25 protein-coding genes are annotated in these 25,654 nt (G+C 69.3%); 15 read left to right on the top strand and 10 right to left on the bottom strand.

The genetic code is table 11. From position 1 onward, the window contains the following. Nucleotides 1-99: 99 nt before the first annotated feature. Both AC6CHX_RS11250 and AC6CHX_RS11255 read right to left on the bottom strand, forming a co-directional pair. On the bottom strand, nt 100-528 hold the full coding sequence (locus AC6CHX_RS11250) for a MarR family winged helix-turn-helix transcriptional regulator (protein ID WP_136043041.1): 429 nt from the start codon (nt 526-528) through the stop codon (nt 100-102). Between the two features lie 175 nt (nt 529-703). Further along, entirely contained in the window at nt 704-1,810 is a 1,107-nt protein-coding gene (locus AC6CHX_RS11255) for a fatty acid desaturase family protein (protein ID WP_498272888.1), read from the bottom strand. 291 nt (nt 1,811-2,101) lie between these two features. On the opposite strand from AC6CHX_RS11255, the gene AC6CHX_RS11260 reads away from it, so the two are divergent. From AC6CHX_RS11260 to AC6CHX_RS11275, 4 genes are all read left to right on the top strand, one after another. Continuing rightward, entirely contained in the window at nt 2,102-2,752 is a 651-nt protein-coding gene (locus tag AC6CHX_RS11260) for a GntR family transcriptional regulator (protein ID WP_498272889.1), read from the top strand. 265 nt (nt 2,753-3,017) lie between these two features. Further along, a complete protein-coding gene (locus AC6CHX_RS11265; RefSeq protein ID WP_498272890.1) occupies nt 3,018-4,703 on the top strand; it encodes an alkaline phosphatase family protein in 1,686 nt (561 codons plus the stop codon). A gap of 249 nt (nt 4,704-4,952) precedes the next feature. Continuing rightward, on the top strand, nt 4,953-5,975 hold the full coding sequence (locus AC6CHX_RS11270; protein ID WP_498272891.1) for a TerC family protein: 1,023 nt from the start codon (nt 4,953-4,955) through the stop codon (nt 5,973-5,975). 94 nt (nt 5,976-6,069) lie between these two features. Continuing rightward, on the top strand, nt 6,070-7,350 hold the full coding sequence (locus tag AC6CHX_RS11275; RefSeq protein ID WP_498272892.1) for a hemolysin family protein: 1,281 nt from the start codon (nt 6,070-6,072) through the stop codon (nt 7,348-7,350). Nucleotides 7,351-7,369: 19 nt separating this feature from the next. On the opposite strand, the gene AC6CHX_RS11280 is transcribed toward AC6CHX_RS11275, so the two are convergent. The 5 genes from AC6CHX_RS11280 to AC6CHX_RS11300 form a co-directional block, all read right to left on the bottom strand. Beyond that, entirely contained in the window at nt 7,370-8,275 is a 906-nt protein-coding gene (locus AC6CHX_RS11280; protein WP_498272893.1) for an arginase family protein, read from the bottom strand. A gap of 40 nt (nt 8,276-8,315) precedes the next feature. Beyond that, nucleotides 8,316-9,209 (bottom strand): SDR family NAD(P)-dependent oxidoreductase, encoded by an 894-nt coding sequence (locus tag AC6CHX_RS11285; RefSeq protein ID WP_498272894.1) that lies wholly within the window; start codon nt 9,207-9,209, stop codon nt 8,316-8,318. A gap of 187 nt (nt 9,210-9,396) precedes the next feature. Further along, nucleotides 9,397-10,047 (bottom strand): cation efflux transmembrane domain-containing protein, encoded by a 651-nt coding sequence (locus AC6CHX_RS11290; RefSeq protein ID WP_498272895.1) that lies wholly within the window; start codon nt 10,045-10,047, stop codon nt 9,397-9,399. Further along, entirely contained in the window at nt 10,047-10,385 is a 339-nt protein-coding gene (locus AC6CHX_RS11295) for an ArsR/SmtB family transcription factor (RefSeq protein WP_136043032.1), read from the bottom strand. Before AC6CHX_RS11295 ends, AC6CHX_RS11290 begins: the two co-directional genes overlap by 1 nt. A 90-nt stretch (nt 10,386-10,475) precedes the next feature. Continuing rightward, nucleotides 10,476-11,018: a small multidrug efflux protein gene (locus tag AC6CHX_RS11300; RefSeq protein ID WP_498272896.1), complete on the bottom strand. Its 543-nt coding sequence runs from the start codon at nt 11,016-11,018 to the stop codon at nt 10,476-10,478. Between the two features lie 155 nt (nt 11,019-11,173). On the opposite strand from AC6CHX_RS11300, the gene AC6CHX_RS11305 reads away from it, so the two are divergent. The 11 genes from AC6CHX_RS11305 (at nt 11,174) to AC6CHX_RS11355 (ending at nt 23,976) form a co-directional block, all read left to right on the top strand. Then, nucleotides 11,174-12,373 carry a sensor histidine kinase gene (locus AC6CHX_RS11305; protein ID WP_498272897.1) on the top strand — a complete coding sequence of 400 codons (1,200 nt, stop codon included), beginning with the start codon at nt 11,174-11,176 and terminating at the stop codon, nt 12,371-12,373. Then, nucleotides 12,370-12,972: a response regulator transcription factor gene (locus AC6CHX_RS11310; RefSeq protein ID WP_136043030.1), complete on the top strand. Its 603-nt coding sequence runs from the start codon at nt 12,370-12,372 to the stop codon at nt 12,970-12,972. The genes AC6CHX_RS11305 and AC6CHX_RS11310 overlap by 4 nt, the downstream gene beginning before the upstream one ends. Nucleotides 12,973-13,197: 225 nt before the next feature. Next, nucleotides 13,198-13,962 (top strand): ribosomal RNA small subunit methyltransferase A, encoded by a 765-nt coding sequence (locus AC6CHX_RS11315; protein ID WP_498272898.1) that lies wholly within the window; start codon nt 13,198-13,200, stop codon nt 13,960-13,962. A 90-nt stretch (nt 13,963-14,052) separates the two neighbouring features. After that, entirely contained in the window at nt 14,053-14,547 is a 495-nt protein-coding gene (locus AC6CHX_RS11320) for a methylated-DNA--[protein]-cysteine S-methyltransferase (protein WP_498272899.1), read from the top strand. Between the two features lie 89 nt (nt 14,548-14,636). Next, nucleotides 14,637-16,040: a threonine synthase gene (gene thrC, locus AC6CHX_RS11325; RefSeq protein ID WP_498272900.1), complete on the top strand. Its 1,404-nt coding sequence runs from the start codon at nt 14,637-14,639 to the stop codon at nt 16,038-16,040. Between the two features lie 243 nt (nt 16,041-16,283). Further along, nucleotides 16,284-17,621 (top strand): purine-cytosine permease family protein, encoded by a 1,338-nt coding sequence (locus AC6CHX_RS11330; protein ID WP_498272901.1) that lies wholly within the window; start codon nt 16,284-16,286, stop codon nt 17,619-17,621. Between the two features lie 40 nt (nt 17,622-17,661). Continuing rightward, nucleotides 17,662-19,209, top strand: coding sequence for a hydantoinase/oxoprolinase N-terminal domain-containing protein (locus tag AC6CHX_RS11335; RefSeq protein WP_498272902.1), 1,548 nt, complete (start codon nt 17,662-17,664; stop codon nt 19,207-19,209). 1 nt (nt 19,210) lies between these two features. Beyond that, nucleotides 19,211-20,311: an S-methyl thiohydantoin desulfurase family protein gene (locus tag AC6CHX_RS11340; protein WP_498272903.1), complete on the top strand. Its 1,101-nt coding sequence runs from the start codon at nt 19,211-19,213 to the stop codon at nt 20,309-20,311. Beyond that, a complete protein-coding gene (locus AC6CHX_RS11345; protein WP_498272904.1) occupies nt 20,308-21,426 on the top strand; it encodes an S-methyl thiohydantoin desulfurase family protein in 1,119 nt (372 codons plus the stop codon). Before AC6CHX_RS11340 ends, AC6CHX_RS11345 begins: the two co-directional genes overlap by 4 nt. A 10-nt stretch (nt 21,427-21,436) precedes the next feature. Further along, nucleotides 21,437-22,465 (top strand): S-methyl thiohydantoin desulfurase domain-containing protein, encoded by a 1,029-nt coding sequence (locus tag AC6CHX_RS11350; protein ID WP_498272905.1) that lies wholly within the window; start codon nt 21,437-21,439, stop codon nt 22,463-22,465. Continuing rightward, nucleotides 22,462-23,976 (top strand): PucR family transcriptional regulator, encoded by a 1,515-nt coding sequence (locus tag AC6CHX_RS11355; protein WP_498272906.1) that lies wholly within the window; start codon nt 22,462-22,464, stop codon nt 23,974-23,976. Before AC6CHX_RS11350 ends, AC6CHX_RS11355 begins: the two co-directional genes overlap by 4 nt. A gap of 22 nt (nt 23,977-23,998) precedes the next feature. Here the strand turns inward: AC6CHX_RS11355 and AC6CHX_RS11360 are convergent, their stop codons facing one another. From AC6CHX_RS11360 to AC6CHX_RS11370, 3 genes are all read right to left on the bottom strand, one after another. Further along, nucleotides 23,999-24,412 carry a VOC family protein gene (locus tag AC6CHX_RS11360; RefSeq protein WP_498272907.1) on the bottom strand — a complete coding sequence of 138 codons (414 nt, stop codon included), beginning with the start codon at nt 24,410-24,412 and terminating at the stop codon, nt 23,999-24,001. A 101-nt stretch (nt 24,413-24,513) separates the two neighbouring features. After that, on the bottom strand, nt 24,514-24,780 hold the full coding sequence (locus AC6CHX_RS11365) for a glutaredoxin family protein (RefSeq protein WP_498272908.1): 267 nt from the start codon (nt 24,778-24,780) through the stop codon (nt 24,514-24,516). A gap of 72 nt (nt 24,781-24,852) precedes the next feature. Next, on the bottom strand, nt 24,853-25,602 hold the full coding sequence (locus AC6CHX_RS11370; RefSeq protein WP_498272909.1) for an SDR family oxidoreductase: 750 nt from the start codon (nt 25,600-25,602) through the stop codon (nt 24,853-24,855). Between the last annotated feature and the right edge of the window lie 52 nt (nt 25,603-25,654).

The following is a 25,654-nucleotide window of genomic DNA, read 5'->3' on the forward strand; positions in this document are numbered from 1 at the left end:
CGGAGAACTCGCGATGAGGAGGAGATTCCGCAGCAATAGTTCCGCCCGACGCCGAGATCTCCTCCCGACGGGGACGAGCCGGAGCGTCGTAGCAGTGCGTCAGCGGGTGCGGAGCTTCTCCGCGAGGTCGCGCAGCGCACGCAGCTCGTCGTCGTCGAGGCGCGACATCCGGTCGGCGATCGAGCGTCCGTGCACGGTGGCGAGCGAGCGGAACGCCCGTGCACCTTCATCCGTCGCGCGGATCAGGGCGCCGCGGCCGTCGTCGGGGTCGGCGCACTTCGCCACGAGCCCGCGCGTGACCATACGGTCGACCAGGCGCGAGACGCTCGGCTGGCTGATCAGCATGTTCGCGGTGATGTCTCGCAGCCGCGCGGTCATGCCGGGGGAGCGGGTCACGGTCAGCAGGACGTCGTACTCGGCCTGAGCCAGGTCGCTGTGCTCGAAGTCCGTCATCATCTCGGTGAACAGCTCGTGCTGCGCGCGGAACAGGCTCTCCCAGGCCTCCAGGGCGAGCTTGCGATCGGTCATCCTCACAGAATAGTGGGAACAGTAAAGGGCCGGTCGGAGAGGCTCCCGACCGGCCCTTGTCCCTTGCACCAAGAGTGTCCTGCAATCACATGCGGTGTATGCCACAGCAAACATTCACCGTGTGATCACTGTATAACGGCGAGATAACGAATGCAACGGTTTGGTCACGGAAGTTTCAGGATCGGACAGGCACGCCGATCGCGAGCCGCTGCTCCGCGAGCGGGCAGGCGAACACGTCGCGCTCGCCGAGTCCGACGCGGTTGATGTAGCGCACGACGATCGCGTACGAGGCGAACAAGCCGACCTGTGTGTAGGCCACCCCGTGGGCCCGGCAGTACTCGGCGATGAGCGGGGCGGCCCGGCGCAGGTGCGGACGTGGCATCGACGGGAACAGGTGGTGTTCGACCTGATAGTTGAGGCCGCCCATCGCGATGTCGAGGAAGCGACTCCCACGGACGTTGCGACTCATCAGCACCTGCCGGCGGAGGAAGTCGAGGGTCATCTCCCTCGGTACCACCGGCATCCCTTTGTGGTTCGGGGCGAAGGCGATGCCCATGTAGAACCCGAACAGCCCCAGTTGCACTGCGAGGAAGACGAACGCGATACCGGGGGAGAGTACGATGAACACCAGCACCAGGTACCCGATCATGCGGATGCTGAGGAAGACGATCTCCGCCCACCGGCGTTCCAGCCGCCCGCGTGCGAACATGCGCCGCACGCTCGACGCGTGCAACGACAGCCCCTCGAGGAGCAGGATCGGGAAGAACAGCACTCCCTGGTGTCCGCGCAGCCAGGTGATGACCGGGCCATGGTGCCGGGCCGCGGCCTCGGCGGAGACGGCGATCACCGGGAGTTCGATGTCGGGATCGGAGCCCAGCTTGTTCGGGTTCGCGTGGTGGCGGGTGTGCTTGTGCTGCCACCAGCCGTAGCTCATTCCGACGAGGAGGTCGCCGAGGATCAGGCTGATCCAGTCGTTCCAGCGACCCGACACGAAGATCTGCCGGTGCGCAGCATCGTGCCCGAGGAAAGCGATCTGGGTGAACACCACCGCCAGGACGGCGGCCGTGAACAGCTGCCACCAGGTGTCGCCGATCCAGACGAAGGCGAGGAGGCAGGCGCCCAGGAGCACGGGGGCGGCGATGAGCTTGGTCCAGTAGTAGCCGTACCGACGGCGCAGCAGCCCGCGACTGCGGACCTGCTGCGCCAACTCGGTGAAGGCACTCGATGCACGCGGTGCGCTGTCACGCGGGCGAGTGCGGATGGTCGGACGGATGCCGTCCATGATGACCTCTTCTCCGGCGCCGACCTCGACGGCGGCACCGTTGTGCGAACCGATCCTCAGCGATTCCCGGTCGTCGTCGAAAGCGGCCCTCGCTGGTGGGTTCAGCGTCAGGCTACGCCGCGAACCTGCGTGCGCTCTCAGCTATCGACGCACAATCGAACGAGGGTTTTACACGGGACACCGCTCTGGATGCGATACATTGCATGGTAGGTAGAACTTCAGGCTCTACGTTGCTTCAGGCTCAGTGGAGGAAAATTGGCACTCTCAGGCGGACCCCTCGAGCGCAGATCGATGAGCGACGAGGCATATGCCCGGTTGCAGGATGCGATCATCAACGGCGAGCTGCGTCCGGGAGAGCGTCTGCGGGACTACGAGCTCGCCGAGCGACTGGGCACCTCGAAGACTCCCATCCGTCACGCGCTCGACCGGTTGGCCGATCACGGCCTGGTCGAGATGCAGCGCAACCGCTACACGCGGGTGGCGCCGATCGATCTCGATCGAGTTCGCAACGCGGTCGACCTCTTCGGCGACATCTGGATCGGCTCCGTACGCCACGTCATGCCGGTGATCCAGGACGACGACATCGCGTACCTCTCGGATCTCGCCGACGAGATGTCGAGGTCGGTCAAGACGCGCGACGTCGCAGGGTTCGGCATCGCTCTCCGTTCCATCGCCACCGGGTTCGCCCGCATCGAGGGAAACGCCGCGCGTGCGATCATCATCGAACGTCTCGGACCGCAGATCCGGCGCTTCAGTCAGCACTCGCGAGACGCCTTCGACTGGGATGCCGTCGAGGCGTTCACCGTGGCAATGCGCGATGCGATGATCGCCCGCGACGCCGTCAAGACCCGGGCCGTCCTCGTCACGCTCTTCGACGAGGTGCTCCCCGCGACGATCGACCGTGCTGAAGCTGCCGGTCTCGCCGAGGTCAACGAGGACTGAAGTTCCGCGAGAGCGCCGCCATCTCCCGGCGTTCATAGAGATGAGTACCTCCGTCGGCACACGTGAGTGAACGGCGTGCCAACTTGTATTGACACCTTCGTCTGAAAGGGCGAGCGCCGGCGATCGACGTTCGAGACTGGGCTCCGGGCATGGACCTCCCCATGCCGGTGAACCCCACAGTCTCGGAGATCAAATGTCCTCGTTCCGCAAGCGAGCGGTTGTCGTGACAACTGCAGCCGCCTGTCTCGTGTCCTCCCTCTCAGTCGTGCCCGCCGCTGTCGCCGCCGACGCCCCGCCCGTCAAGACGCTGGTCGTCGGCATCGACGGTGCTGCGTTCGACTTCCTCGACGATGCGGACATGCCGAACCTCGACGCCCTCATGGCGCGCGGCATGGTCTCGTCGAGCAACCTGTACGGAACGCCGATGGCCGGAACCATCTCCGGGCCCGGCTGGTCGACCATCGCGACGGGTGTCTGGCCCGACAAGCACAACGTTGTCGACAACAACTTCTCCTCGCCGCGCTACGACCTGTACCCCGACTACCTCACGCGCATCGAGGCTTCCCGACCGGCGCGCTCCACGGCCGTCGTCGCCACCTGGGCTCCGATCGCGACCACGGTGTTCGGTTCAGCCGTGGACTCGCGTGTCCAGGGTGGCAGCGATGCCGGCACGGCGGCCAAGGCAGTCGAGACGATCGCCGCAGGGGCGGACGACGTGTTCGTGCACCTCGACGAGGTCGACGGTGCCGGCCACAGCGGAGGAACGAATGCCGCCGCATACGGGCGCGCACTGGCGAAGGCAGACGGGGAGCTCGGGCAGATCCTCGCCGCCGTCGAGGCCCGGCCGGACGACGAGGAGTGGCTGGTCGTCGTGACCGCCGACCACGGCCACACCCCGACGGGCGGACACGGCGGCAGCAGCCCGGCGGAGCGCGAGGTGTTCGTGGTCGCCGCAGGACCCGGGATCGAGCCCGGTGTGCGTCACGACGTGAAGATCTCCGATATCGCGCCTACCGTGCTCTCCGCAGTCGGCATCGCCGCCGACCCGACGTGGAAGCTCGACGGTACGGCGGTGCCGTCGCTCAAACCCGATGCCTTCGACTCGCTGCGGCCTTCGCTGCAGACGCGCGCCGACGAGACGCGCCCGGGGGCGGACGTGCTCGGCTGGACCCATGCGGCGCCCGAGGGGTGGAGCATCGACAATTCGCGCATGCCGGCGGGTGGTGTGAAGGAGTGGTCCGGCTGGTCCTTCGCGACCGACGAATTCTGGACGAATGTCGAACTCGGCCAACGTCGGGAGACCTCGGTGCGTGCTCGCGACGTCTTCGCGGTGGCCGATTCCGACGAGTGGGACGACAAGGCGCACTCCGCCGGGGCGTTCGACTCGACGCTCGTGAGCCCGGCATTCCCGCTCACCGGCGCGAAGACGGCGACCCTGTCATACGCCACGAACTACTTCATAGACGGCCCGCAGTCGGCAGAGGTGCTCGTGAGCTTCGACGGCGGCCAGGCGCAGTCGTTGAAGGCGTACACCGCGAACACGAACACGAACGAGCAGCTCGCGTTCGAGGTTCCGGCCGGCGCGCGCACCGCGCAGTTCCGCTTCCACTACACCGGCACCAACAGCGCGTTCTGGGTCGTCGACCGGGTCGCACTGGGCCAGGCGGCAGCGCCCGGCGACACGACCGCGCCGACCGCGACGATCAAGGAAGGCGCCTCCTTCACCGTGGGTGCCGACGGTGCGTACGACCGGGTGAGCTACAAGCTCTTCGACGCGGGCAAGGTCGCGTCCGTCACGATCAACGGCGTCATGAAGGACCTCGTCGACAACACCTGGTCCGACGTGAACTTCCTGAAGCCCGGGGTGTTCGGTGCGGTAGCCGGACTGAACACGATGGTGGTCAGGGACGTGGCGGGCAACACGAAGACGGTCACGTTCACCCTGAACTGACGGCGGCCTCCGCGGGCGCGCTGAACCGGCGCGCCCGCGGAGGAGCCCCACTCGGCCGAGCCACGCCGTTCCAGGCGAACCCACAGGAACCGCAAAGGGTCGTCTCCTAGCCTGGAGAAACCAAGGGGAGTACTCCGATACGGTCGGGTCGTCATTACGGATGCACGTCGCATCCCGGGCCACCGGTTCCTGTTCAGGAATGGAGAAGACTTTGGCGGCGCTTTCGCGCCCCGAGTCTGGAGTACCCGTTTGGATATCACCCCCCTGATCTGGATCATCACGATCGCGGTCACGATCGCCTTCTTCGTCTACGAGTTCTTCGCGCACGTGCGCACGCCTCATGAGCCGACGATCGCGGAGTCGGCGCGCTGGTCGATCTTCTACATCAGCCTCGCGCTGCTGTTCGGCGTCGGCATCGGCGTCTTCTCCGGCTGGACCTTCGGCGGCGAGTACTTCGCCGGCTACCTGACCGAGAAGGCGCTGTCGATCGACAACCTGTTCGTCTTCCTCATCGTGATGACCGGCTTCGCGGTGCCGAAGATCTATCAGCAGAAGGTGCTGATGATCGGCATCGTGATCGCGCTGATCCTGCGCGGCATCTTCATCGCCGTCGGCGCGACGCTCATCGAGAACTTCTCCTGGATCTTCTACCTGTTCGGCGCGCTGCTGCTCGTGTTGGCCTACCGTCAGGCGTTCAGCAACCACGAGAGCAACCCGGCGAACGGACGCTTCATGACGTTCGTCCGTCGGCACCTGCCCGTCAGCGATGAGTACAACGACGACAAGCTGACCGTCGTCAAGAACGGCAAGCGCTTCGTCACGCCGATGCTGCTGACGATCATCGCGATCGGGTTCATCGACCTGGTGTTCGCCGTCGATTCGATCCCCGCGATCTACGGGCTCACCGACCAGGCGTACATCGTCTTCACCGCCAACGCCTTCGCGCTCATGGGTCTGCGCCAGCTGTACTTCCTCATCGGCGGACTGCTCGAGCGGCTCGTCTACCTGGCCCAGGGACTCGCGGTCATCCTCGGGTTCATCGGCGTCAAGCTCGTCCTGCACGCGCTGCACGTCAACGAGCTGCCGTTCATCAACGGCGGTCAGGGCGTCGAGTGGGCGCCGGAGATCCCGATCTGGTTCTCGCTGCTGTTCATCGGCGCCACCATCGCGGTGGCCACGGCGGCGAGTCTCATCAAGACGCGTCGTGCCCCGGATGCCGTCGCCACGCCCACCGACACCACCCCCACCATCACTCAGAAGGAGCACTCTTGAGCGCGCAGCGCTGTTCTGACTCTTCGGACTCCGACAGTACGAGCGCCCGGTTCATCCCGGGCGCCCACCCCACCACAGACGAGGCGGCCCGCTGATGGGCGATCTCCTCTGGAACATCGCCCTCGTCTTCGCGTTCGTGCTCATCGGCGGTGTCTTCGCCGCCACGGAGATGGCACTCGTCACGCTGCGCGAGAGCCAGATCAACGCGATCGGCCAGCGCGGACGCCGAGGGGCGAAGGTCGCGGACCTCGCCCGCAACCCGAACACCTTCCTCTCCGCTGTGCAGATCGGCGTGACCGTCGCGGGCTTCGCCTCGGCCGCCTACGGAGCGACCTCGATAGCGCCGTCGCTGGCACCCGTGCTGGTGTCGTGGGGGCTCGCGCCTGCCCTCGCCCTCACGATCGCGACGCTCGTGCTCACGCTCGTCATCGCCTACCTGTCGCTGGTGCTCGGAGAGCTCGTGCCCAAGCGGCTCGCGATCCAGCGCAACGCGCAGTTCGCGTATGCGGTGGCTCCTGCCCTCAACGGCTTCGCCACGGTCATGCGCCCGGTGATCTGGCTGCTCTCGGTGTCGACGAACGCCCTCGTGCGGCTGCTCGGCGGTGACCCGCACAAGACCAGCGACGAGATGACCGACGAGGAGGTGCGCGACATCGTGGCCAGCCATCAGGGACTGCCGGACGACGAGCGACGGATCCTCGACGATGTTCTCTCCTTGCGGGGCCGGCAGGTCAGCGAGGTCATGCGACCGCGCCCCGAGGTCGTCGCCCTCGACGAGACCGCGAGAGTCGGCGAGGTGCTGGCCCAGGTGCGAGACCTTCCGTACTCGCGCTACCCCGTCTCGGAGACCTCGATCGACGACATCACCGGATTCGTGCATGTCCGCGACCTGTTCGAGGCCGCATCCGACGACCCGACCCGTCCGCTGAGCGCGCTCATGCGCGAGATCCCCTACATCCCGTCGTCCGCCCGGGTACTGCCGGCCCTGACCCGGATGCGCGCGGAGGGGCACCACATCGCCGTCGTCGTCGACGAATACGGCGGCACCGACGGCCTGGTCACCCTGGAAGACCTCGTGGAGGAGGTCGTCGGCGAGATCTTCGACGAGTACGACGCCGAGGTGTTCATCTCTGCCGACGACGGACTCGACGGGCGCCTCAACCTGCAGGACTTCGAGGAGGCGACGGGGCTCGCCATGCCGCGCGGCTCGTCCGACACCATCGCCGGGTTCGTGACCGAGCAGCTCGGCCGCCTGGCTGTCGTCGGCGACACCGTCGAGGTGCCGGGCGCGACGATCCAGGTCGCCGAGCTCGACCGACGTCGGATCTCGCGTGTTCGAGTCACCCCCGCGCAGGTCGTGGAGCCCCAGGCCTGATCGTGCGGTCGGCGGGCGGTCAGGGGTGAGGTACGCGGCTACCCAGGTCGCGGAGGCCCTCAGTCAGGATCTCGACCAGCAGGCGGGCGTACCGCCCGTCGGGGTCGAGGTCGGGATCGAAGACCGTGATCGAGGCGCCGACCGCGTGCGGGGCGAGTTCGAGCAGCAGTGCGGTGAGCTCGGCCGGCCCGATCCCGCCGGGGTCGGGGCTGTCGACGGCGGGCATGATCGCCGCATCGAGCACGTCGACGTCGACCTGGAGCCAGTATGCAGAGCCCGCCACGGCGGCGGCCGCGGCCCCGACATGGGCGGCGCCGCGGGAGAGGACGTCGGCGGAGGAGAATACACCGCCCAGGGCGCCGCGCACCTCCGGCAGGTCTTCGTCATCGTCGCGGTGGCCGATGTGCGCGGTGCGCTCGGCCGCGAAGGAGGGGCCGAGCCCGTCGATGTCGGCGACGGCCGACCAGTGTCTGCCGATCGCCGCGGCGAGAGCCTCTCCGGCCACGCTCGCGCATTCGTCGCTGTTGCCGGGATGGCGGAAGTCGGTGTGGCCGTCGACGTGCACCAGTCCGATGCCGCGGCGGCGCACGGTCGCGAGACCCGCACCGAGCAGGATCGCGCAGTCGCCTCCGATCACAAGCGGCGCCTCGCCCCTGTCGAAGGCGGCGCCGATGCGTGCGGCCAGGCGCCGCGAATGGTCGATGGTCGCGCTCTCGTTGCGCACGCGCCCGGGCGCTCTCGTGGCGTCGTCGTCGACGTAGCGGCCGGCCAGGACGACGCCGGAGTCGGTGGCGCCGAGCTCGGCGAACCGTGCGAAAAGCCCGGCTTCGCGCAGTGCCTCCGGAGCCTTCGCGGCGCCGGGGACGCTGCCCGGCTCGGGGGGACGGAGGCCGAGGTTCGAGGGAGCCGACAGCAGCGTGATCATGCCTGCATCCTGCCCCGGGGGTCGGACATTCGCGCGGGGATCAGGCCGGGAAGCGCACCCCGGTGATGCTCTCCGCCGCTGCCCACAGCGCCGTCCCGATCTCCGCGGAGCGCACCTCGTCCGACGCGGCCACCCGTGCCGGTGCTCCACGGAACTCGAGCAGACCGCCGGGTCCCCAGTAGTCGCCGTTCCTCACGTCTGCGGCCGTGGCCGCATGGACGACGGGCAGCGCGCCGCCGTCCTTTCCCTGCACGAGCAGACGGGTCGGCGCGGACAGGGCGCGGACGACGCCCGAGACTTCGGCGAGACCCGGACGCGGAGGGGTGAGCGGGTCGACTGCATAGCCCGGGTGTGCGCAGACAGCAATTCGGGAGGAGCCCGACCAACGTCGGGACAGTTCGAAGGTGAAGGACATCAGCGCGGCCTTCGACCGCCCATGCTGCCGGAGCGAGGAACCGGTCCAGGGGGCGTCGAGGGCTGCCGGATCGAGCGTCGCGAAACGGTGGGCGATCGAGCCGACGGCGACGACGCGGGCGTCCGGGGCGAGGGCGGGCTCGAGCTGCGCCACGAGGGCGAAGTGTCCGAGGAAGTTCGTGCCGACCATGAGGTCGAACCCGTCGCTGGTGCGGGCCGAGTGGCCGGCAGCCTTGACTCCGGCGTTGCAGATCACCGCGTCGATCCGTTCGCCGATTCCCGTCGCAGCGCCGCGCACGCTGTCGAGGGAGCCGAGGTCGAGCGGCAGTATCCGGAGGTCGGCGTCCGGCACCTGCGTGCGGATCGCCGTCACCGCCGTCGCCGCGCGTTCGGGGGAGCGGCATCCGAGCAGCACCCGCGCACCCCGCGCGGCGAGCTGCTCCGCGCACCAGTACCCGATGCCGGCGTTCGCACCGGTGACGAGCATCGTGCGTCCGAGCAGGTCGCGGGTGGCATCCATCATCGCGCCTTCAACCTACCTGGGCTCCTCGGGGTCCCCGCCGACCCGGCCCTCTTCGCGCGAACCACCCCTCTGCGTACGGCCGCAAGGGGGTGGCTCGAGCAGAAAGGGGTGGCTCGGCAAGGACGGAAAGAGGGGGGGGGGAGGGGAGGGGAGGGAGGAGAGGGGAGGGAGGAGAGGAGAAGGGTCAGCCGTCGTGCTCGTCGTCGAGGAGCATGCCGACCGACGTCGCGCAGGCATCGCCCTTCCACGCCTCGACGCCCTCACGTACGGCGAAGGCCGCGATGACCAGTCCGGCGACGGCATCCGCCCACCACCACCCGAGCAGCGAGTTCGCGACCAGTCCGATCACCACTGCGGCAGAGAGGTACGTGCAGATGAGCGTCTGCTTCGAGTCGGCGACGGCCGTGGCGGAGCCGAGCTCGCGACCCGCACGGCGCTCGGCGAACGACAGGAAGGGCATGACGGCGACGCTGACCGCGGTCAGGACGATGCCGACGGTGCTGTGCTCAGGACGCTCGGCCATGACCAGCGCCGCCACCGAGGTCGCGGTGACGTAGGCCGCGAGGGCGAAGAAGGCGACCGCGATGACGCGCAGGGTGGGCTTCTCCCAGCGCTCCGGATCACGGCGGGTGAACTGCCAGGCGACCGCGCCCGCAGACAGGACCTCGATCGTGGAGTCCAGGCCGAACCCGATGAGCGCGGCGGAGGAGGCGACGGATCCGGCAGCGATCGCGACGACCGCCTCGATCAGGTTGTAAGCGATCGTGATGCCGACGATGAGGCGGATGCGGCGATGCAGGGTCTCACGGCGGGTGAGGGTGAGCGTGGCGGTCATCAGCAGGTGCAGCCTTCGCCGGAGCAGCAGTCCGGCTCCACGATGAGCGTCACCCGCATGAGCATGTCGAGGGCGGGGGCGAGGTGCCGGTCCGCCAGACGGTAGCTGCTGCGGCGGCCGTCGGGCACGCTCTCGACCAGGCCGCATCCGCGCAGACACGCGAGATGGTTCGACATGGCCTGGCGCGAGACGCCGAGCGCTTCGGCGAGGTCGGCGGGATAGCGCGGGGACTCTCGCAGTGCGAGCAGCACGCCGGCGCGGGTGGGATCGGAGAGTGCGTGTCCGAGACGGGCGACGGCGGCCGTGTGCGTGGGGGAGGAGGCGAGCGCGGTGGTCACGGACCCACTGTACAGAAAAGCATGAATTCAGGAAATGATGGATATGCGGCGGGGGTGCGACGAGCCCGTCGCACCCCCGCCTCGGGAAGCTCAGCGGATCGCGTACACCGCGCTGCCGACGATGACAGCCACGATGGTCGTCCAGCCGATGATCGCCAGCGCCTGCCAGAAGAGGATCCGGGCCTTGCCGATGCCGGACGCCGCGAGCATCGTCGCGGTGAACTGGGTCGGCAGCAGCAGGGGGCCGAGCAGACTGACTCCGGGAACGCCGTAGCGCTCGAACGCGCGCTGGAACTTCTCCCGACGTGCGGTACCGTGCCCGGTGTCGGCCGTGTCCGCAGGCACCTCGTCCGCCGTGCCGCCGCCGGCGAGTGCGACCGCCCTCGCCCGCGAGCGATTCACGACGGCCTGTCGTGCTCCGGAACTCACCAGCACCACGACCAGGACGCAGAGGAAGTTGCCCACGATCGCGGCGATCGCGGCGACCACGGGCGGGATGCCGCCGATGATGCCGATGCTCACCGCGCCCTCGCCCTCGATAAAGGGGATCGCGCCGGCGAGGGCGACGATGAGCGGCTGCACGAGCTCGGGAACCTGGGCGACCAGGTTCTGGAAGGTCTCGATGAGGTTCATGGGGTGCTCCTGGATGTCGGTGCGAACGGTGTCTCCGCTGCGATGACTCCAGTCCACTCGACGGGCGGTCTCCGCGGCAGTGTCGGGCCGTCACCGCTTCCCGGGTGGATCGCATGACGCATCCGTGACAACTGTCACGGCCCTATCGTGGGAGCGTGAGCAGCCGCGCCGAGCCCCTCGCCCCCGTTGAACCGAGTCCGGGGGCGCGACAGCTGTCCCGTGGTGTGACGGCCACCTGGTGGTACACGGCGAGCGCCGTGGTCATGTTCGAGCTCGCCCTGGTGGCCGCGTGGACGCTCGTGACGCTCGCGATCGACCGTCAGGGCTTCTCCGCTCTGGTCGTCGGCGGGGGCGGACTGCTCTGGAGTGCTTCGACGCTCCCGCTGCTGGCCGATTATCGGCACCGACTCGACGCCGAGCCGGGCGTGCGATGGCTGCGTCTGGCCGTGCCGTTCCTCGTCGCCGTGGTCTACGGAGTCGCCGCCGGAGCGGTGGTCGGCAGCTGGCAGCTCGCCCTGATGCCGATCGTGCAGTCGCTCGTGCTGCTCAATTGGCAGCGCGGAGTGCGGTACAAGGTGGTCATCGCCGCCACGATCGTCCTCGCCGCCGTCGCCGTCGTCGATTCCACGCTCGACGTCTCGGACGAGATCCCGCTCCTGGTTCCCGTCGTCTACACGGTGTTCCTGCCCGTGATGACCGTGACCTCGTTGTGGTGGTGGGACGTGCTGATCACGCTGGATCGGGCCCGCGCCTCCGAGGCGAGGCTCGCCGCCACGCAGGAACGGCTGCGGGTCGCCACCGATGTGCATGATCTGCAGGGTCATCACCTCCAGGTCATCGCCCTGCAATTGGAACTCGCGGAGCGTCTGCTGCCGACCGACGCCGACGCGGGGATGGAGCAACTCCGCGCAGCGCGGGTGAGCGTCGACGAGGCGCGCCAGGGCACCAGGGACCTCGCGACCCGCTTCCGCTCGGTACCGCTGGGGGATGAACTCGCGAATGCTCGCGACCTCCTCACCGCCGCCGGGCTCGACGTGGAGTCCGTCATCGATGCGGATGCCGATTCGGCTCCGGCATCCGCTCTGGGCCCCGTGATCAGGGAGACGACGACGAACGTTCTCCGGCACGGCGGGGGAGCGCGGGCGCGGTTGGCGCTCCGCAGGACCGCGGATGCCTGGCGGTACGAGATCGCGAACGATGTGATCGCGGGGGCCGAGGTCGAGCATGACGGCTCCGGGTTGGAGGGTGTGCGCCGCAGGATCGAGGAGGCGCACGGCGCCCTCGAGGTACGGCGCGACGCCGACGAGTTCGTGGTCGTCGTGACCGTGCCGACCCAGGGGGAGGATGCTCGATGATCCGCGTGCTGCTCGCCGATGACGAAGGCATGATCCGCTCTGCCCTTGCCGCCCTGCTGCGGCTGGAGGAGGACATCGAGGTCATCGCCGAATGTGCCGACGGCGAGCAGGCCGTCGCGGAAGCCCTGCGCCTGCAGCCGGACGTGTGCCTGCTGGACCTCGAGATGCCGGGCCTCGACGGCGTGCAGGTCGCCGAGAAGCTGAACAGGGCGATCGCGACGCGGTGCGTGGTCGTCACCCGTCATGCGCGCCCGGGCGTGCTCCGTCGCGCTCTGGCCTCGGGGGTCTCGGGCTTCCTGCCGAAGTCCCGCGGTGCCGACGAGGTCGCCGCCGTCATCCGCCGGGTCGCCGCCGGCGCCCGCTACGTGGATCCCGAGATCGCCGCCGACGCTCTGAGCGACGAGCGCTCGCCGCTCACAGACCGTGAACTCGACGTGCTGCGCGCCGGTCGTCGTGGTGAGACCACTGGGCAGATCGCCCGGGCGCTCTCTCTTGCCCCGGGCACTGTGCGCAACCACATCTCGGTCATCCTCGGGAAGCTCTCCGTCGGCACGCGTCAGCAGGCCGTGCTCATCGCCGAGGATCGCGGCTGGATCTGACGGCCGATATGCTGTCGGGCATGGGAACAATATGCGCCGCGCCCGTGATGGGGCGCAACCTCGTGTTCCGCGACCGCCGCGCCTGACGGCGCGCTCGCTCTTCGCACGCATCTGCGCGCCGTCCACCGAGATGTCATCGCACCTCGGGACGGGCAGTCCTCACTGACGCCTCTTCGCGTCCTCCCCTCCTTCGAGGTGCTCCGATTCTTCTTCTGGAGCGCACTCATGCCTCGTTCAATCCATGGTGGCCGTCACGAACTCGGCCAGAACTTCCTCACCCATCGTCCGACCCTCGCCCGCATCACCGACCTCGTCGGGCGCACCTCCGGCTCGATCCTCGAGCTCGGGTGCGGTGATGGCGCACTCACCCGCTCGCTCACGACCCTCGGCAGACCCCTCGCGGCGATCGACATCGACGAGCACCGGGTGCATCGACTCCGAAGGGCACTGCCCGGCGTGCGCATCGAGGTCGCGGATGCGACCCGCCATCCGCTCGACGCGGACGTCGTCGTCGGCAACATCCCGTTTCATGTGACCACGCCCATCCTGCGACGGCTGCTGTCGGGTCGTGGGTGGGACCACGCGGTCCTGCTGACGCAGTGGGAGGTGGCGCGCAAGCGAGCCGGCGTCGGCGGCGGAACGATGATGACCGCGCAGTCCGCGCCCTGGTTCGAGTTCTCGCTGGAGGGCCGCGTCCCGGCATGGGGGTTCTCGCCGCAGCCGAGCGTCGACGGCGGGGTGCTCGCCATCAGCCGCCGCGGCTCACCGCTCGTCCCGGTATCCGATCGCCGGGCGTACGAGGCGTTCGTGGGGGCGATGTTCACGGGCCGAGGCTCGAACCTCGCTGCGGTGGTGGCCACGGCGGCGCGCACACCCCTGCCCCGGGGTCGACAGGCGGTCGCGGCGGCCGGCGCCGAGGACCGGCGTCTTCCCCGCGATCTCCGCCCCGAGCACTGGGCGGCGCTCTGGCGCCACGTCTCCCGCGGGTGAGATGACCGGGCCGTCGCGCACACCCCGTGCGCGACGGTCCGGCCTGCCCCTGGTGAGCTCGACGTCGGAGCATCCGGGTAGCCTCGACGCATGTCCGCCTTCGGAACGCTCGCGACCCCGGTCGGTGTCGTCGGCGTCGTCAGCGACGGCGTGGCGATCACCCGGGTCACGTGGCGGTCCACTCCGCCCGAAGGTGCCACCGCACAGCCCGATGCGCTGCTCGCCGAGGCCCTCGCGCAACTCGCCGCCTACTTCGCGGGCACGCTGCGCCGATTCGACGTTCCCGTCGACCTCGGCGTGCAGACCGCGGCGACCAGAGCAGTGCTCACGGCTCTGCACGAGACGGTCGGGCATGGCGAGACGATCACGTACGGCGGCCTCGCCGCGCGCAGCGGCACCGACGTCCCGGCCAGGGGCATCGGGTCGATCATGGGGGCGAACCCCGTCCCACTGATCGTGCCCTGCCATCGGGTCGTGGCCGGCGACGGCCTCGGCGGATACTCGGGCGGCGACGAAGGTCGCGGGCTCGAGACCAAGCGCTGGCTGCTGGAGCACGAGGGGGCGCTGCCGACCTCCCTGTTCTGAGCAGGAGCGGCGGCATCCGTCATCCCGTCATCTCGCCGGCGAACACCCTGCGAGAATGGACGTGCCGAGTCCCGAGCCGAGGAGCCAACGTGCAGTTCATCTCCACCCGCGGCGGCATGCAGCCGCAGTCGTTCAGCGAGACGCTGTTGGAGGGCCTCGCGCCCGACGGGGGACTGGCGGTGCCGGAGGTCATGCCCACCGTCGACGGCGAGACGCTCGAGCGTTGGCGTGCGCTGACGTACCCGCAGCTCGCAACTGAGGTGCTGAGCCTGTTCGCGACCGACATCCCGCGCGCCGACCTGGCGCGGATGACCGACGCGGCCTACGCCGACTTCCCCGACGGTGTCGTGCCGCTGCGCGCCATCGACGACGAACTGACCCTGGTCGGTCTCTCCGAGGGCCCCACGCTCGCGTTCAAGGACATGGCGATGCAGTTCCTCGGACAGGTGCTCGAGTACACGCTCGAGCGCAACGACGCGGTGCTCAACATCCTCGGCGCGACCTCGGGCGACACCGGCTCCGCGGCCGAGCACGCCCTCCGCGGCAAGGAGCGCGTCGCGGTGTTCATGCTGTCGCCGCAGGGGCGTATGAGCGCTTTCCAGCGAGCGCAGATGTTCTCACTCGACGACGCGAACGTGCACAACATCGCGGTCGAGGGTGTCTTCGACGACTGCCAGAACCTCGTGAAGAAGCTCGCCGGCGACCTCGACTTCAAGCGCGCGCAGCACCTCGGAGCGGTGAACTCGATCAACCTCGCGCGCATCACGGCGCAGACCGTCTACTACTTCTGGGCGTGGCTGCGAGCGACGGATGCCGGCGGCTGGACCGAGCTGTCCTTCACGGTGCCCTCGGGCAACTTCGGCAACATCCTCTCCGGCTTCTTCGCGAAGCAGATGGGACTGCCGATCCGTCGCCTGGTGCTCGCCGCGAACGAGAACAACGTGCTCGACGAGTTCTTCCGATCCGGCGTCTACCGCCCGCGCAGCGCCGCCCAGACGCTCGCGACCTCCAGCCCGTCGATGGACATCTCCAAGGCCTCGAACCTCGAGCGCTTCATCTTCGAGCTCGTCGGCCGCGACCCCGCCCGCGTCGTGGGGGCGTGGGACGACCTCGAGGCGCAGGGGTACTTCGACTTCTCGGCCGAGCAGGAGCGCTTCCTCGAGGAGTTCGGCATCGTCAGCGGAACCTCGACGCACGCCGACCGGCTGGCCACGATCCGCTCGGTGTACGAGACCACGGGCGAGGTCATCGACCCGCACACGGCCGACGGCGTCAAGGTCGCACGCGAGTATGTGGAGCCGGGCGTTCCGATGCTCGTGCTCGAGACGGCCAAGCCGGAGAAGTTCGCCGAGACGATCCACGAGGCCATCGGCGTCGAGCTCGGCTACGCGCCGGAGCTGCAGGAGATGCTCGACGCACCCCAGCACGTGACCGAGATGGCCGACGACGAGCAGGCTCTCCGCGCCTTCATCGAGGCGAACGCGCTGCACTGATCGTCAGGGCGGTCGTCGAAGCCCCGCTTTCCCGCCGAGACCCCCTCCTGTCGCTGTCGGCAGGTGGGGGTCTCGGCGTTTCGTCGGGGTCTCGGCGGGAGGTCTCCGGGCGCGAGCGCCGCGCGAGAGTCGCGTGCAATGCGCACATACCGACGTGATTCTCGTGCGATGTGCACATATCCTCGGGCCGGAGGGCGTGGCTACTGTGGCCCACAACCCGTTCCCTCCCCCCGAAGGACCCTCATGGCACGCACGGCGCACGCAGACGACTTCGCGCTCTCCCGAGTGACTCCCGAGGCCCGCAAACCCTGGTTCGGCATCGCAGTGCAGCGATTCGGACAGGTCTCGGCCCTCTCGCAGTTCCTCCTCGGCGCGACCCTCGGATACAGCATGACCTTCGGCGAGGCCGTCCTCGCCTTCCTCTTCGGCTCGCTCATCCTCGAGGTGATCATGTGCGTGGTCGGCTTCATCGGCCAGCGCGAGGGCCTCAACACGGCACTCCTGGCCCGCTGGACCGGCTTCGGTGAGATCGGCGCATCCCTGGTCGGGCTCGCCATCGGCATCAGCCTCATCGGCTGGTTCGGCATCCAGTCGGCGATCTCCGCGCAGTCGCTCGACGCCCTCATGCCCGGCGCACTGCCGGTGTGGGCATGGAGCCTCATCTTCGGACTCGCCGTCACCGCGATCGTGGCTTTCGGATTCGTCGGGATGCAGTGGCTCGCGAACATCACCGTGCCGCTGTTCCTGATCCTCGTCGGCTGGTCGGTCATCACCGAGCTGAGCCGCCACGACATCGGCGAGCTGCTCACGGGCCCCGCCCCGGGACCGACCATGAGCGTCTGGGCCGGAACCGGCATCGTCGCCGGTGGCCTCATCGTCGGCGCGATCATCACCGGCGACATGACCCGGTTCAACCGCTCGCGCGCCGACGTCATCAAGCAGACCGTCCTCGGCGTCTCACTCGGAGAGTTCGTGATCGGCCTCGCCGGAGTGCTGCTGGCACATGCCGCGGCCACGGGTGACATCGTCGCGATCGTGACCTCGTCGGTCGGCTTCATCGGCCTGTTCATCGTGCTCACGGGCACCCTGAAGATCAACGACTGGAACCTGTACTCCTCCACGCTGGGTCTGGTGAACTTCATCTCCACCGCGTTCGGCAAGAACCTGCACCGCGTGACGACGACGATCGTGCTGGGTGTCGTGGGGTCCGTCCTCGCCGCGGTCGGCATCCTCGGCCAGTTCACCGAGTTCCTGATCGTGCTGAGCGTCGCCTTCCCGCCGATCGCCGGCATCATGGTCGCCGAATACTACGTGGTGCGCCGCTGGCGTCCCGACCTCGACGCGACGCGCGAGGCCGGCACCCTCCCGGCGACCGCGCCGCGCATCGTTCCCGCGACGATCGTCGTGTGGCTGGTCTCCGCTCTCGTCGGCTACTTCGTCACGTGGGGCATCCCGTCGCTGCTCAGCCTCTTCCTCTCGATGGCGCTGTACATCGTGGCGGGCAAGCTCGGCTGGGTCCGCGGCGTCGGCGTCGCGACCACCCGCCAGGCCGCACCGGTCGAAGAGACCGCAGCGGCCTGAGCCACCAGAGACAGACACCCCTCACAGGAAAGCGAGAATCATGCACATCGGCATCGACGTCGGCGGCACCAACACCGACGCAGTCCTCATGGACGGCACCCGCACACTGGCGGGGGTGAAGCACTCGACCACCCCCGATGTCACCAGCGGCATCATCCAGGCGATCGAGGACCTGCGCGCCGGACATGCCTTCGAGGGCACCGACATCGACGCCGTCATGATCGGCACGACGCACTTCATCAACGCGCTCGTTCAGGCCAGCCGTCTGGCCCCGGTCGCAGCGCTCCGGCTCGGGCTTCCGGCCACGCGGGCGCTGCCGCCGCTGATCGACTGGCCCGAGGTGCTGGTCGAGGCGACTCAGGCCCGCAGCTACCTCGCGCACGGCGGCTACGAGTTCGACGGCCGACCGATCTCACCGCTCGACCCCGACGAGATCCGGGCGCACGCCGAGGACATGAAGGCGCACGGCATCCGCTCGGTGGCCATCTCCTCGGTGTTCAGCCCCGTGAACCATGATCTCGAGGTGCGGGCGGCCGAGATCGTCGCCGACGTGCTCGGTGCGGATGCCGCCATCTCGCTGTCGCACGAGATCGGGCGGATCGGTCTGCTCGAGCGCGAGAACGCCACGATCATCAACGCCGCGCTGCGCGAGCTCGCCTCCGAGATCGTCGACGGTCTCACCTCGGCCGTTCGCGCCCAGGGCATCGAGGCGCCGATCTTCCTCAGCCAGAACGACGGCACGCTCATGGATGAGGAGTACGTGCGCCGCTACCCGGTCGCGACCTTCGCCTCGGGCCCGACCAACTCGATGCGAGGTGCTGCGGCGACCAGCGGGCTCGACGACTGCGCGGTGATCGATGTGGGCGGCACCACCGCCGACATCGGTCTGCTGATCAACGGCTTCCCGCGCGAGACGGCGAACGAGGTCAAGGTCGCGGGCATCCGCACCAACTTCCGGATGCCCGACGTGCTCTCGCTCGGCATCGGCGGCGGCAGCATCGTCGACGAGGAGACCGCCGAGGTCGGTCCGGCATCCGTCGGTTACCGGCTGACGACGGAGGCGCTGGTCTTCGGCGGCTCGACCCTGACCGCCACCGACATCGCCGTGGCGGCCGGTCGAGCCGAAGTGGGCGATGCGAGCAAGGTCGCCCACCTCGACCCCGCGTTCGTCGAACGGGTGCTGGGGCGCATCGCCGAACGCGTGTCCGAGGCCGTGGACCGCATGCGTACCTCGCCCGAGCCCATCGCGGTGGTCGCGGTCGGCGGTGGATCCATCCTGCTCCCCGATGAGCTGCCGCTGTTCGGCACCGTGCACCGCCCCGAGAACTACGCGGTCGCGAACGCCATCGGCGCCTCCATCGCGCAGGTCGGCGGCGAGATCGACAAGGTCTACGCGATCGAACCCGGCCGTCGTGAGGAGACGCTCGCCGAGGTGCGGGCCGAGGCCGTCGACAAGGCCATCGCCGCCGGTGCGAGGCCCTCGACCGTCTCGATCATCGACTTCGACGAGGTGCCCATTCCCTATCTCCCCGGCAACGCCACGCGCATCCGCGTCAAGGCCGTCGGCGACCTCGACATGGGGGCGTGACATGAGCTGGACCATCACCCCCGCCCACATCGACGGACTGGCCCGCGGCGCCGCCGTGCTCGGTACCGGCGGTGGAGGAGACCCGTACATCGGTGCCCTCCTCGCCCGCCAGGCACTCGCCTCCGGTGATGTCACGGTCGTCGCTCTCGACGAGGTGCCCGACGATGCCCTCGTGCTCTTCGTCGCCATGATGGGTGCCCCGACCGTCATGGTCGAGAAGCTCCCGAGCCTGGCCGAGGTCATCGAACCGGTCAAGGCACTCAGCGTCCATCTCGGCCGTCCGATCACACACATCGCCTGTGCCGAGGTGGGTGGCGTGAACTCGACCATCCCGATCGCCGCCGCAGCCGCGCTCGGACTGCCCCTGGTCGACGCCGACGGCATGGGGCGCGCGTTCCCCGAGCTGCAGATGGTGCTCCCGACGCTGTACGGCGTGACCGCATCGCCCCTCGCGTTCAGCGACGAGAAGGGCAACACCGGCGTGCTGCAGACGGCCGACAACTCCTGGACCGAGCGCATCGCCCGCGTGGCCTGCGTCGAGATGGGCTGCTCGGTCATGATCTCCGGATTCTCCATGTCGGGTGCGGCCGCGCGGGAGTCGCTCGTCTCGGGCTCGCTGTCGCGCTGCATCGAGATCGGACAGCGCATCGCCATCGCGCGTGACGAGAAGACCGACCCGGTGGACGCCGTCGTCGACCTGCTCGGCGGGCGCGAGCTCTTCGACGGCAAGGTCGTCGACGTGCACCGCGCCACCACCACCGGATTCGCCCGGGGTCGCGCGCGCATCGACGGGGACGCCGGCACCACGCTGACCCTGCAGTTCCAGAACGAGCATCTCGTCGCCGAGGCCGACGGGGTGGTGCTCGCGACCACCCCCGATCTGATCATGGTGCTCGACGGCGAGTCCGGCGAGCCGATCACGACCGAGGGCCTGCGGTACGGCCAGCGCGTGCGGGTGATCGCGGCCCCGGCCGACGAGCGCTGGCACTCGGAGGCCGCCCTCGCCATGGTCGGGCCCGGCTACTTCGGCTACGACATGGCGGCGCACCGCTACGACGGCAGCATCTCCGCCGGAACGGCATCGGCGGGAGTCGCGGCATGAGCTGGCAGCTCACCGCCGCAGACCTCCCCGACCTCGCCCGCGGCGCGACGCTGCTCGGTACCGGCGGTGGCGGTGACCCCTACATCGGCAAGATGCTCGTCGAGCGGGTGCTGGGGGAGGGGAGCATCACGATCCTCGACCCGGACGAGCTCGCCGACGACCTGTTCGTGATCCCGACCGCGCAGATGGGCGCGCCGACCGTGATGATCGAGAAGATCCCGGCCGGCACCGAGCCCACCCTCGCGTTGCGGACCCTCGAGGAGCACCTCGGCCGGAAGGCGGATGCCACCATGCCGATCGAGTGCGGCGGCATCAACTCCATGATCCCGCTCATCGTCGCGGCCGAGACCGGGCTCCCGGTGGTGGATGCCGACGGCATGGGCCGCGCATTCCCCGAGCTCTCGATGGAGACCTTCGCCGTCTACGGCGTGCACGGGTCGCCGTTGGCGCTCGCCGGGGAACGCGGGGAGAAGGTCGTCATCGACACCGGCGACGACGACCGGCAGATGGAGTGGCTCGCCCGCGGCATCACGATCCGCCTCGGCGGCGTCGGTCACATCGCGGAGTATGCGATGACCGGAGCCGACGTGCGGCGGACGGCCGTGCCGCGCACGATCTCGATGGCCCTCGCGCTGGGCCGCGCCATCCGGATCGCCCGCGAGGACCACCGCTCCCCGTTCGAGGCGATCGCCGACACGCTCGCGACGACGCTCTACCCGCACCTGCGCGAGCTCTGCGTGGGCAAGGTCATCGACGTCGAGCGGCGCACGACCGAGGGCTTCGCCAAGGGCCGGGCGGTCATCGCACCGCTCGGGGCGGAGGAGGGCGACACGTTCGAGATCTCCTTCCAGAACGAGAACCTCATCGCCCACCGCGGAGAGACCCTCGTGGCGATCGTGCCCGACCTCATCTGCGTGGTCGACCACGAGACCGCCGAGCCGATCACGACCGAGGGGCTCCGGTACGGACAGCGCGTGCGAGTACTGGGCATCTCCACTCCCGAGATGATGCGCACCCCCGATGCGCTCGCCGCCTTCGGCCCGTCGGCATTCGGGCTCTCGGCGGAGTTCGTCCCGGTCGAGACCCTGTCCGCAGGCGAGGGCGTTTCTCCCTAGGCTGGAGCGCATGATGCTGCAGCGCGACGGCCTCACGGCACTCGCCCGCGGGTATGCGCTGCTCGGCTCGGGCGGCGGCGGCTCCACGACCATGCTCGAACTCATGCTCGCGCGCGCCGGAGACTGGCCGATCGAGGTGTCGCCGATCTCATCGCTCGACCCGGACACGCCCTGCCTCGGGGTCGCGTTCGTCGGCTCGACGATGCTGCTCGGGGAGCGGCTTCCGAGTGAAGAGCCGTTCGCCCGTCTCCTAGCCGCGGTCGAGCGGTGGGTCCGGCATCCGATCCCCGCGGTCTGCTCGCTCGAGGGCGGGGGCATGAACGGGCTCGCGCCGCTGACGCTCGCCGGGTCGCACGTCGTCGTCGATGCGGACTGCACCGGTCGCGCGGTGCCCGGTCTGGATCAGATGTCGCTCTTCGTCGACAGCGTGCCGGGGCTCGTGTTCGCGTGCGACACCGGTGCCGACGGAGTCGCGCTCGTGGAGGCGCATCGGGCCATCGATGCCGAACGGGTCGTGCGCTCGGCGATCATCCAGGCCGGCGGTGTCGGTTGCGCGGTGCTCGGCGGCTTCACCGTCGGCGACCTGCGGGAGCACGCGATCGGCGGCCACCTCGCGCACGCGCTCGAACTCGGCAGGGCGTATCTCGCCTCCGCCTCCGCGCCGCTCCCGCTCCTCGCCGACGCCCTGGGGGCCGAACTGCTCGCCGAAGGACGCATCGTCTCGGTCGTGCCCTCACTCCAGGACCCGCACGTGAACGCGGTCGAGATCAGCGGACTCGGTGGCGCGGTGCACCGGGTTGTCACCCGATCCGAGGCCCTTGCCGTGCTCACCGACGGACTCCTCGTCGCCTCCGCCCCGACGATCATCGTGATCGTCGACGCGGTCTCCCGGGAGATCCTCGAGGCTACCGAGTTGGGTCTCGCCCGGAATGTGGCGGTCTTCGCCGTCCCGGCGCCGGCATGGTGGAACGCTCGGTCGGATCGGCGAGCCAAGGTGCTGCCGTCGGCCTACGGCCTCGACGACCTGGATGCGGCGTGATCGAGCGGCTGCGGTTGAGTGCCCTTCTCGCTCACGCGGAGAACGGCGGGTTGCGGCAAGTGGCCGGCCCCTCGGATGCCGCGTGGGACGCCGTCGCCGTGGGGGCGGGAGAGGCGGAGCTAACCGAGAGCGGTGCAGACCGGCTGGCTATCGTCACATCGGCGGCTCCGACCGCGACCTGGCAGCAGGACGCGCTGCTGCGACGACTGCGCGACCGCGGATTCACGGGACTCGCGATCCCCGGTGCGATCGGCTTCGACGCGGGCGCATTCCGGCTCGCGGACCGCATCGGTCTGTCCCTGCTCGACGTCGAACGCCCGGTGCAGCTCGCGAAAGCCTGCTGGATGCTGATCGAGGCCCGCGATGCGCTGACGCTCAGCCAGGTGCGCAAGGTCGCCCAGTCCTTCGAATACGCCGCCGACGACCTCGCCGACCTGCTGGGGCACATCGCGGCGAACCTCGGTGTCGGGGCCGCGCTGATCGACTCGTCCGGTGTGCTGCAGGAGGCGGGCGCCCATCTCGACGAACGTCTGCATGCCGCGATCGGCTTCGACTCCTGGCTCGATCAGGCCAGCGCGGACGGCTCAGCGGCGGCGTCCGTTCGCGTCGACAGTCCGGGGCGCAGCGGTCTGCGGCTCGTGCTCTTCGGGCGCGGGCTCGGCGAGGCGCAGGTGCAGTCCCTCTCGGTCGCCGCCGAGATCGCGATGCCGGCCGTTGCGGCGCGCATCCTGATCGACGAGGTCGCGGCCGTGAACGACGTCGCCGTGTCTTCGGGTCTCCTTCGCGACTTCGTCGACCTGCACGGGGCGGCCGATGCCGATGTCGAGCGTCGCATGGCGGAGCGCGGTTGGCGCACGGGCGGGTATCACATCGGCTTCCGGGTGGTGGCGAGGGGACGGCTCGATTCGTTCTCGCTGCTGCGTTCGGTCAGCGCTGCTCTCTCGGCGATCGACGGAGAAGCGCATACGACGACGGCGGGCCGCGGGCTCAGTGGATGGCTGTCGTTCGCGGAGACCCCGGACCCGGATCGGGTGGAGCGCGCCGTGGCAGCTCTGCGCGCGCTGCACCTGGGAGTCCTGCGCGACTTCGCCGTGGCGACCGGTGTGGGCTCGTTGCAGGCCGGGGCGGAAGGCCTCGCCACGACCCTGGACGAGGCCGGCGACGCGGCGCGTATCGCGGCATCGCGCTCCGCGACGGGATGGTTCGTCCGCGTCGACAGTCTCGGTCTGGAGCAGCTGCTGCTCGCCTGGACCGGGAACGACACGTTCGTCCCGGCGGCGGAATCCCTGTTGGCCCCGTTGCGGGCGGGGGGAGGGGAGCTGCTCACCACGCTCTCCGCCTACCTCGACCACGAGTCGGGTATCGCGGCGACGGCGCAGGCGCTCGGCCTGCACCGCAACACCGTCATGGTCCGGATCCGGCGTGTGCAGGAACTCCTCGGCATCGATATGACCGACCCCGAAGCGCGACTCGCCCTGCACCTCGCGTGTCGCGCCGTGCAGCCGCGCTGAGCAGCGTACTCCGTCTTCCCGCTCAGTCCTCCGGGTCGCCGTGCAACATCCACGGGATGCCGAAACGGTCGACGAGCATGCCGAAGAGTCCGCCCCACGGTGGCACGTCGAGCGGCATCGTGATCGTCGCCCCCTCGGCCAGCTTCTCCCAGACCGCTCGCGTCGCGTCCTGCGAGTTGCCGCTGAGCGAGACCGAGAACCCCTGCGGCTTCTCCCAGGGCATGCCGTCGGGCGAGTCGGACGCCATGAGCACGAGTCCGCCGGGCGCGTCGAGCTGGGCGTGCATGACGAGGTCCTTCTGGCTCGGATCCTGCACCATGTCGGGGAACTCTCCGAAGGTGTTGATCACGAGCTCACCGCCGAGCACGCTCCGGTAGAACTCCATCGCCTCGCGGGCTTCGGTGCGGAACGAGAGATACGGGTTGAGAGCAGGCATGCGGACTCCAGGAGGTGTGAGGTGAAGTGACGGCATCGCTGACGCTCAGTCTGCGCCCGGTGGATGGTCGCCCGCAAGGGGCCGACGAGGACGGAGTCCCCTCACGCCGGAAGCGCCTTGACCGCGGCGGTCAGCACCTGGGGGACGGTCGGCACGCCCTCCGCGCGGAACACCTCGACTCCTGATGCATCGCGGATGATCACGGTCGGGGTGAAGCCGATGTCGAGCGCCTCAGCGGCATCGGGATCGCGGGCCACATCGATCTCCGTGATCGTGGCATCCGGAAGGAAGCGAGCAGCGTCGGCCAGCGCAGACCTGGTCCGTGCACACGCGCCGCAGAAGGACGATGAGACCAGGGTCAGTTCCATGCGCACCTCCTCGGATCGGCGTCGGATCTCTGTGGTGCAACAGCAGCGGTCGCGGCACTGTTCCCGCGGTGCTCAGGCCCGCAGGTCTTCGGCGAGCCACTCGTCGAACGTCTGGACACCCAGGTCCGCATCGGGGCCGGGCAGAGCATGTCCCGCGCGCATCCCCGCCATCTGGGGCCCCGGCACGTTCAGGGCCGGAATCCATCCGCGATGTCCCTCCCGGCGGGCGAAGGCGCGGATCATGTCGGCCAGGCTCTCCTCGCGTGGGCCGGCGAGGTCGCGCACGCGACCCTGCGGCGACCCGGCAGCGAGTGCGGCGAGGCGCGCGCCGACTTCGGCGGCAGCCACGGGCTGCGTGCGCGCGTTCGGTGCGAGGTGCAGCGGCCCCACCTTCGCCCGCTGGAACATCTGACCGGCGAACTCGTGGAACTGGGTGGCTCGGAGGATCGTCCACGGAACGCGTGATGCCTCGACGATCTTCTCCTGCGCGACCTTGCCGGCGTAGTAGTCGTAGGGGATGCGATCGATTCCGACGATCGACAGCAGCACGACGTGACGGACTCCCGCACCCGCTGCCGCCGACAGCAGGTTCCCGGTCGCGGCGGTGAAGAACTCGATCGCCGCGCTCGCTTTGAGGGTCTGGATGCTCGCCACGTCGATCACCGCGTCCGCACCGGCGAGGGCGGCATCCAGGCCCTTCCCGGTCACCAGATCGACACCCTGCGATCGACTGAGCGCCACGGCCTCATGCCCCGCTGCCCGCACCGCCTCCACGGTGTGCCGGCCCACGGTCCCGGTTCCTCCGGCGGCGACGATCCTCATGTGCGCTCCTTCTTCTTCTTCTCAGTACATCCTTCTCCTGGTTCGACGACGT

Source organism: Microbacterium sp. GQ128, from assembly GCF_059758615.1.